Below are 7,184 nucleotides of genomic sequence, written 5' to 3'. Positions count from 1 at the left end.
CCTTCGCGAAGCGAAGGCCCTTCGAGTCTCGTCTCGAGCACCATACATGCAAGCGAGTGTTCAAGGGGGTCAAGGTCCCTTTTTCGTGTACGTAATGTGATAACGCGCTGTACGTGTTATTATTCGCAAGGCGTTGTTCCCGCAATGCCCTAAAGAGGAACCTGAGGGTTCCCACCTTTTGGCGCCAATGAGCAGCTGACTGGTCATACAACTTAGATTCCCTTCCTCAAATCGAGGAAGTCTATGTGTACGACCTGGTTGCTGAGAAGCGCCGGGTTATTTTTTTATGAATGGAGGTAGGGAAAATAGCTAAGTCTGATGACACCCGCATCAACGACGAGATCACTGCATCTTCGTGTCGTTTGATTGGCGTCGATGGCTCTCAGCTCGGCCTGTTCGCCATCCGCGATGCCCAGCGCGTCGCCGACGATCAGGGTCTCGACCTGGTCGAGATCGCTCCCAACGCGGAGCCGCCGGTCTGCAAGGTCATGGACTACGGTAAGTTCAAGTACCAGCAGGCCATGAAGGCCAAGGCTGCTCGTAAGAACCAGTCCAAGGTCGAGGTCAAGGAAATGAAGTTCCGACCCAAGATCGACGTTGGCGACTACGAGACCAAGAAGGGCCACGTTCTGCGTTTCCTCAAGAAGGGCGCACGCGTTAAGATCACCATCATGTTCCGCGGCCGTGAGATGGCTCACCCGGAGCAGGGCCTTAACGTTCTCGAGCGTCTCGCCGAGGATCTCAAGCCTTACGCTACGGTCGAGTCCAAGCCTAAGATGGAAGGCCGTAACATGCTTATGCTGCTCGCCCCGATTAAGGGCGCCTTCGATGAGGATAAAGCGGCAAGCGATAGCAAGTAACTAGTGTTCTGTAACCGATTAAGGAGTATTTCATGCCTAAGATGAAGTCCCACAGCGGCACCAAGAAGCGTTTCCGCAAGACTGGTACCGGCAAGCTTATGCGCGCCAAGGCTTTCAAGAGCCACATCCTGAGCAAGAAGTCCACCAAGCGTAAGCGTGGCTTCCGTCAGGAGACCGAGATCGCCGCTGCCGACCGCAAGGTCATCAAGTCGCGTCTCGCCTAAGTTCGCGTTCCCGTTTTTCGTTTTACCGTCTAGGAGTTGATAGAACATGGCACGTATTAAGCGCGCTGTTGCCGCCAAGAAGAAGCGCCGTACCGTTATGCACCGTGCGAAGGGTTACTACGGTGCCGCTTCGCGTACTTACAAGCATGCTAAAGAGCAGGTCCAGCACTCCCTGCAGTATCAGTATCGTGATCGCCGCAACAAGAAGCGCGAGATCCGTTCTCTCTGGATCACCCGTATCAACGCTGCTGCTCGCCTGAACGACATCTCTTACTCTCAGTTCATGCACGGCCTGAAGGTTGCCGGCATCGAGCTCGACCGCAAGGTCCTGGCTCAGATGGCTTACGAGGACATCGAGTCCTTCAACGAGCTGGCTGCCATTGCCAAGAAGGCTCTCGAGGCCTAATAGATTCTGTTGAATCGCTAGGGGAGTGTCGCGTTGTGCGCGGCGCTCCCTCTTTTTATCTGAAGTGCGGTTTACATTGCTAAAAGCGCGGGTAGATAAACACTTACAGGTGACCGATCTCTATATATTCCTGAACCAAAGGGTCATCATCTGATATGTGCGGAAGATCCGCGCCAGTCTTTCTATTACCTATAGAAAGCGATATGTTGTGTAGGACTTGTGAAGAGCGGAATTGACGTCCCACAAGGCTTCGCGGTCTGGCAATATATCTCCTTGCCGCGCGGCCCGGTCGGACCGGATCAGCCGCCAGGCGTGCACCTTGAGAACCGGATACTGCGAGGATGGACACTTACTTCAGTGTCGCATCCGGGCAGACATCGAACCATTTGAAATGGTCTAACTTGGATTTGTTTTTCGCAAGGCCGCCGAGAGGCGGCCCCGAGAAATTCCTTTTCCTATACTAAAACCATATGAATCGAACGGAACCGATCAGCGATGAACTGAGAGGACCGGACGGGCCCGAAGCCCATATATTTTGGACGGAGAGTTCGATCCTGGCTCAGGATGAACGCTGGCGGCGCGCCTAACACATGCAAGTCGAACGGCACCCACCTTCGGGTGGAAGCGAGTGGCGAACGGCTGAGTAACACGTGGAGAACCTGCCCCCTCCCCCGGGATAGCCGCCCGAAAGGACGGGTAATACCGGATACCCCGGGGTGCCGCATGGCACCCCGGCTAAAGCCCCGACGGGAGGGGATGGCTCCGCGGCCCATCAGGTAGACGGCGGGGTGACGGCCCACCGTGCCGACAACGGGTAGCCGGGTTGAGAGACCGACCGGCCAGATTGGGACTGAGACACGGCCCAGACTCCTACGGGAGGCAGCAGTGGGGAATCTTGCGCAATGGGGGGAACCCTGACGCAGCGACGCCGCGTGCGGGACGGAGGCCTTCGGGTCGTAAACCGCTTTCAGCAGGGAAGAGTCAAGACTGTACCTGCAGAAGAAGCCCCGGCTAACTACGTGCCAGCAGCCGCGGTAATACGTAGGGGGCGAGCGTTATCCGGATTCATTGGGCGTAAAGCGCGCGTAGGCGGCCCGGCAGGCCGGGGGTCGAAGCGGGGGGCTCAACCCCCCGAAGCCCCCGGAACCTCCGCGGCTTGGGTCCGGTAGGGGAGGGTGGAACACCCGGTGTAGCGGTGGAATGCGCAGATATCGGGTGGAACACCGGTGGCGAAGGCGGCCCTCTGGGCCGAGACCGACGCTGAGGCGCGAAAGCTGGGGGAGCGAACAGGATTAGATACCCTGGTAGTCCCAGCCGTAAACGATGGACGCTAGGTGTGGGGGGACGATCCCCCCGTGCCGCAGCCAACGCATTAAGCGTCCCGCCTGGGGAGTACGGCCGCAAGGCTAAAACTCAAAGGAATTGACGGGGGCCCGCACAAGCAGCGGAGCATGTGGCTTAATTCGAAGCAACGCGAAGAACCTTACCAGGGCTTGACATATGGGTGAAGCGGGGGAGACCCCGTGGCCGAGAGGAGCCCATACAGGTGGTGCATGGCTGTCGTCAGCTCGTGTCGTGAGATGTTGGGTTAAGTCCCGCAACGAGCGCAACCCCCGCCGCGTGTTGCCATCGGGTGATGCCGGGAACCCACGCGGGACCGCCGCCGTCAAGGCGGAGGAGGGCGGGGACGACGTCAAGTCATCATGCCCCTTATGCCCTGGGCTGCACACGTGCTACAATGGCCGGTACAGAGGGATGCCACCCCGCGAGGGGGAGCGGATCCCGGAAAGCCGGCCCCAGTTCGGATTGGGGGCTGCAACCCGCCCCCATGAAGTCGGAGTTGCTAGTAATCGCGGATCAGCATGCCGCGGTGAATGCGTTCCCGGGCCTTGTACACACCGCCCGTCACACCACCCGAGTCGTCTGCACCCGAAGTCGCCGGCCCAACCGCAAGGGGGGAGGCGCCGAAGGTGTGGAGGGTGAGGGGGGTGAAGTCGTAACAAGGTAGCCGTACCGGAAGGTGCGGCTGGATCACCTCCTTTCTAGGGAGATACATTCTTAGAGAGACAAACTTTAACTCGAATAGAGGGCAGGAGCCCGTCCGGTGGATGTCGCCCGGGGGAAGTCCCCGCAGCACCCGGTCCCCGGGGTCGCACCCGCGTACCTTGAGAGCCGCATAGCGATAGGAGAGAGATGGAAGATCATTCTTCCAGACTCGATTCTTTTCTGCGATTTATCAGACAGAATGATAGCAATCATTCATCCGATCCAAACAAGAAGAATTCACTTATATATGAGTGAGGAGCATCTGATCGCGAGCACAGTCAACTACTGTGCCGCGGTATGAGATACCCGAATTGCGACATACGAGCGCTATTCATGATATCGATTAATTAACTTTAGCGACACGTGGATATCCCGCGGGCCCGAGAGCGGTCCCGCAAGATACCACGGGCGCACGGCGGATGCCTTGGCACAGGGAGCCGATGAAGGACGCGGCAAGCTGCGATAATCCCCGGCGAGGAGCACACATCCTTCGACCCGGGGGTCTCCGAATGGGCGAACCCATCCGTAGCAGTACGGATATCCCGATCCTGAACACATAGGGGCCGGGAGGACAACCCGGGGAACTGAAACATCTAAGTACCCGGAGGAGAGGAAATCAATCTCGAGACTCCCCGAGTAGCGGCGAGCGAAAGGGGACCGATGGCCAAACCGTCGAGCGGGCATACCCGGCAGGGGTTCCGCCGACGGGGTTGCAGGGCCGCGCATCCGGGGGCTGCCGCCCCCGGGCGCAGGTCCGGCTGGGGAGCGGAACGGCATGGGAGGGCCGGCCGCAGCGGGTGACAGCCCCGTACGCGAACCCAGACCGGACGGCGCGACGCGGTCCCTGAGTAGGGCCGGGCACGTGAAACCCGGTCCGAACCTGGGTGGACCACCATCCAAGCCTGAGTACTACCCTGTGACCGATAGCGCACCAGTACCGTGAGGGAAAGGTGAAAAGCACCCCGGGAGGGGAGTGAAACAGTACCTGAAACCGTGCGCCCACGAGCAGTCGGAGCACCCTTGTGGTGTGACGGCGTGCCTTTTGTAGAATGAGCCAGCGAGTCGCTGGCGCGGGGCGAGGTTAACCGAAAGGGAGCCGGAGCGAAAGCGAGCCTTAACAGGGCGACTTGAGTCCCGCGCCGCGGACGCGAAGCCGGGTGAGCTATCCGTGGGCAGGCTGAAGCGGGGGTAAGACCCCGTGGAGGGCCGAACGCACGTCGGTTGAAAACGGCGGCGATGACCTGCGGATAGGGGTGAAAGGCCAATCAAACCCGGAGATATCTCGTTCTCCCCGAAATAGCTTTAGGGCTAGCGTCGCGCGTTCACCGCCGGAGGTAGAGCACCGGATGGACGAGGGGGCTTCGCCGCCTACCGAATCCAACCGAACTCCGAATGCCGGCGGCCCAGAGCGCGGCAGTCAGAGCATGTGGGCTAAGCTGTGTGCTCGAGAGGGAAACAGCCCGGACCGCCCGCTAAGGTCCCCAAGTTCCAGCCGAGTGGCAAAGGATGTGCGTCCGCCCAGACAACCAGGATGTTGGCTTAGAAGCAGCCATGCATTCAAAGAGTGCGTAACAGCTCACTGGTCGAGTGGACATGCGCCGACAATACACGGGGCTAAGCTGGACACCGAAGCGGCGGGATTTTATCTATATAGAATCGGTAGGGGAGCTTCCCATGGGCGGCGAAGCCGCCGGGCGACCGGCGGTGGAGCGCATGGGAGTGAGAATGCTGGCATGAGTAGCGAGAGACGAGAGAGTAACTCGTCCGCCGTGAACCCGAGGTTTCCTGGGCAAGGCTAATCCTCCCAGGGTCAGTCGGGGGCTAAGGCGAGGCCGGAAGGCGTAGCCGACGCGCAGCAGGCAGACATTCCTGCACCGCGCACGCGGCGCTACGACCGACGGGGCGACGGATGGGGGTGGCTCGGCGGGGTTCTGGACGTCCCCGTGATGGAGCGCGGCCCGCGGACCAGGGAAATCCGGTCCGCACGAGGGCGAGGCTCCGGACGAAGCATCTGAGCGAAGCGAGTGAGCCCGAGGTCCCTAGAAAAACCCCTAGGCAGGCGCGTGCGCGCCCGTACCGCAAACCGACACAGGTGGGTGGGTAGAACATACCGAGGCGATCGGGTCAACCATGGTCAAGGAACTCGGCACAATGGCCCCGTAACTTCGGGAGAAGGGGTGCCCGCGCGTACGTGAACCGGCTTGCCCGGGGAGCGGAGGCGGGCCGCAGTGGAGAGGCCCAAGCGACTGTTTACCAAAAACACAGGACTCTGCAGAAGCCGCAAGGCGACGTATAGGGTCTGACGCCTGCCCGGTGCCGGAAGGTCACGCGGAGGAGTTAGCCGCAAGGCGAAGCCCCGAAGCCAAGCCCCGGTAAACGGCGGCCGTAACTATAACGGTCCTAAGGTAGCGAAATTCCTTGTCGGGTAAGTTCCGACCTGCACGAAAGGCGCAACGACTTGGGCGCTGTCTCGACCATGGACCCGGTGAAATTGCACTGGTCGTGAAGATGCGACTTACCCGCGGAAGGACGGAAAGACCCCGTGAACCTTCACTGCAGCTTGGCATTGGCCGCTGGTCCCGCGTGTAGAGGATAGGCAGGAGGCATCGATCCGGAGGCGCCAGCCCCCGGGGAGCCGCCCTTGGAATACTGCCCTCGCGCGACCGGCGTCCTAACCCGAGGCCGTCAACCGGCTCGGGGACCGTGCCAGGCGGGCAGTTTGACTGGGGCGGTCGCCTCCTAAAGGGTAACGGAGGCGCGCGAAGGTCCGCTCGGGACGGTCGGCAACCGTCCTTTTGAATGCAAGAGTACAAGCGGGCTTGACTGCGAGGCCCACAAGCCGAGCAGGTGCGAAAGCAGGCTCTAGTGATCCGGCGGCCCCGAGTGGGTGGGCCGTCGCTCAACGGATAAAAGGTACTCCGGGGATAACAGGCTGATCTTGCCCAAGAGTCCACATCGACGGCAAGGTTTGGCACCTCGATGTCGGCTCATCGCATCCTGGGGCTGGAGCAGGTCCCAAGGGTACGGCTGTTCGCCGTTTAAAGCGGTACGCGAGCTGGGTTCAGAACGTCGTGAGACAGTTCGGTCCCTATCCTCCGTGGGCGCAGGAGAATCGATGGAGGCTGCCCCCAGTACGAGAGGACCGGGGTGGACGCACCTCCGGTGAACCGGTTGTCGACCAACGGCACGGCCGGGTAGCCGCGTGCGGCGCGGATAACCGCTGAAGGCATCTAAGCGGGAAGCCGTTCCAGGGATTAGTTCTCCTTCCGGTAAGGGCCCAGGTAGACTACCTGGTCGATAGACGGCAGGTGCAAGGGCGGCGACGCCCTCAGCCGAGCCGCACTAATCGCCCGAGCTCTTCCGGAACCGCACCTCGCGGCCCGCGGGACCCAGCGCTCATGCGCGCGGTCCGGGCACGAGGATGCCCCCGAGTCACCTCCCCTATGCGCCATGCGGCCCCCAGGGCACGTGTATGCGATACCGGACACCGTAACGGTGGGCGCCGCCCACCGGTCAGCGGCCAGAGCATGGGGGGCACGCCCGGTCCCGTTCCGAACCCGGAAGCTAAGCCCCATCGCGCCGAGAGTACTGCGGGGCCAGCCCGTGGGAGGCCAGGGCGCCGCTGACCGGTGGACGGCACCGAGCCGT

The 7,184-nt window shown here is 61.2% G+C and carries 3 protein-coding genes and 3 rRNA genes; all 6 read left to right on the top strand.

Features of this window, described 5'->3' with window-relative positions:
• The first annotated feature begins 290 nt into the window (after nt 1-290).
• A complete protein-coding gene (gene infC, locus DW003_RS07520) occupies nt 291-860 on the top strand; it encodes a translation initiation factor IF-3 (RefSeq protein ID WP_089573296.1) in 570 nt (189 codons plus the stop codon).
• Nucleotides 861-892: 32 nt separating this feature from the next.
• Nucleotides 893-1,084: a 50S ribosomal protein L35 gene (gene rpmI / locus DW003_RS07515; protein ID WP_006234422.1), complete on the top strand. Its 192-nt coding sequence runs from the start codon at nt 893-895 to the stop codon at nt 1,082-1,084.
• 46 nt (nt 1,085-1,130) lie between these two features.
• Nucleotides 1,131-1,490: a 50S ribosomal protein L20 gene (rplT, locus tag DW003_RS07510; RefSeq protein WP_022094123.1), complete on the top strand. Its 360-nt coding sequence runs from the start codon at nt 1,131-1,133 to the stop codon at nt 1,488-1,490.
• Nucleotides 1,491-2,026: 536 nt separating this feature from the next.
• Nucleotides 2,027-3,532: ribosomal RNA gene (locus DW003_RS07505) — 16S ribosomal RNA — on the top strand.
• 396 nt (nt 3,533-3,928) lie between these two features.
• Nucleotides 3,929-6,902 (top strand): 23S ribosomal RNA (locus DW003_RS07495).
• 146 nt (nt 6,903-7,048) lie between these two features.
• Nucleotides 7,049-7,164, top strand: a 5S ribosomal RNA gene (gene rrf, locus DW003_RS07490).
• The 16S, 23S and 5S rRNA genes sit together here, the layout of an rRNA operon.
• The last annotated feature ends 20 nt before the right edge of the window (nt 7,165-7,184 follow it).

The organism is Collinsella sp. AF36-3AT (assembly GCF_003475205.1).
Classification (GTDB): domain Bacteria; phylum Actinomycetota; class Coriobacteriia; order Coriobacteriales; family Coriobacteriaceae; genus Collinsella; species Collinsella aerofaciens_AF.
The sequence above is the reverse complement of the archived record's forward strand: the minus strand, read 5'-3'. Positions and strand labels throughout refer to the sequence as shown.

Excerpts from the sequence above, each read along its gene's own strand:
- infC (WP_089573296.1), top strand. The coding sequence starts at position 291 with ATGGAGGTAGGGAAAATAGCTAAGTCTGATGACACCCGCATCAACGAC.
- rpmI (WP_006234422.1), top strand. The coding sequence starts at position 893 with ATGCCTAAGATGAAGTCCCACAGCGGCACCAAGAAGCGTTTCCGCAAG.
- rplT (WP_022094123.1), top strand. The coding sequence starts at position 1,131 with ATGGCACGTATTAAGCGCGCTGTTGCCGCCAAGAAGAAGCGCCGTACC.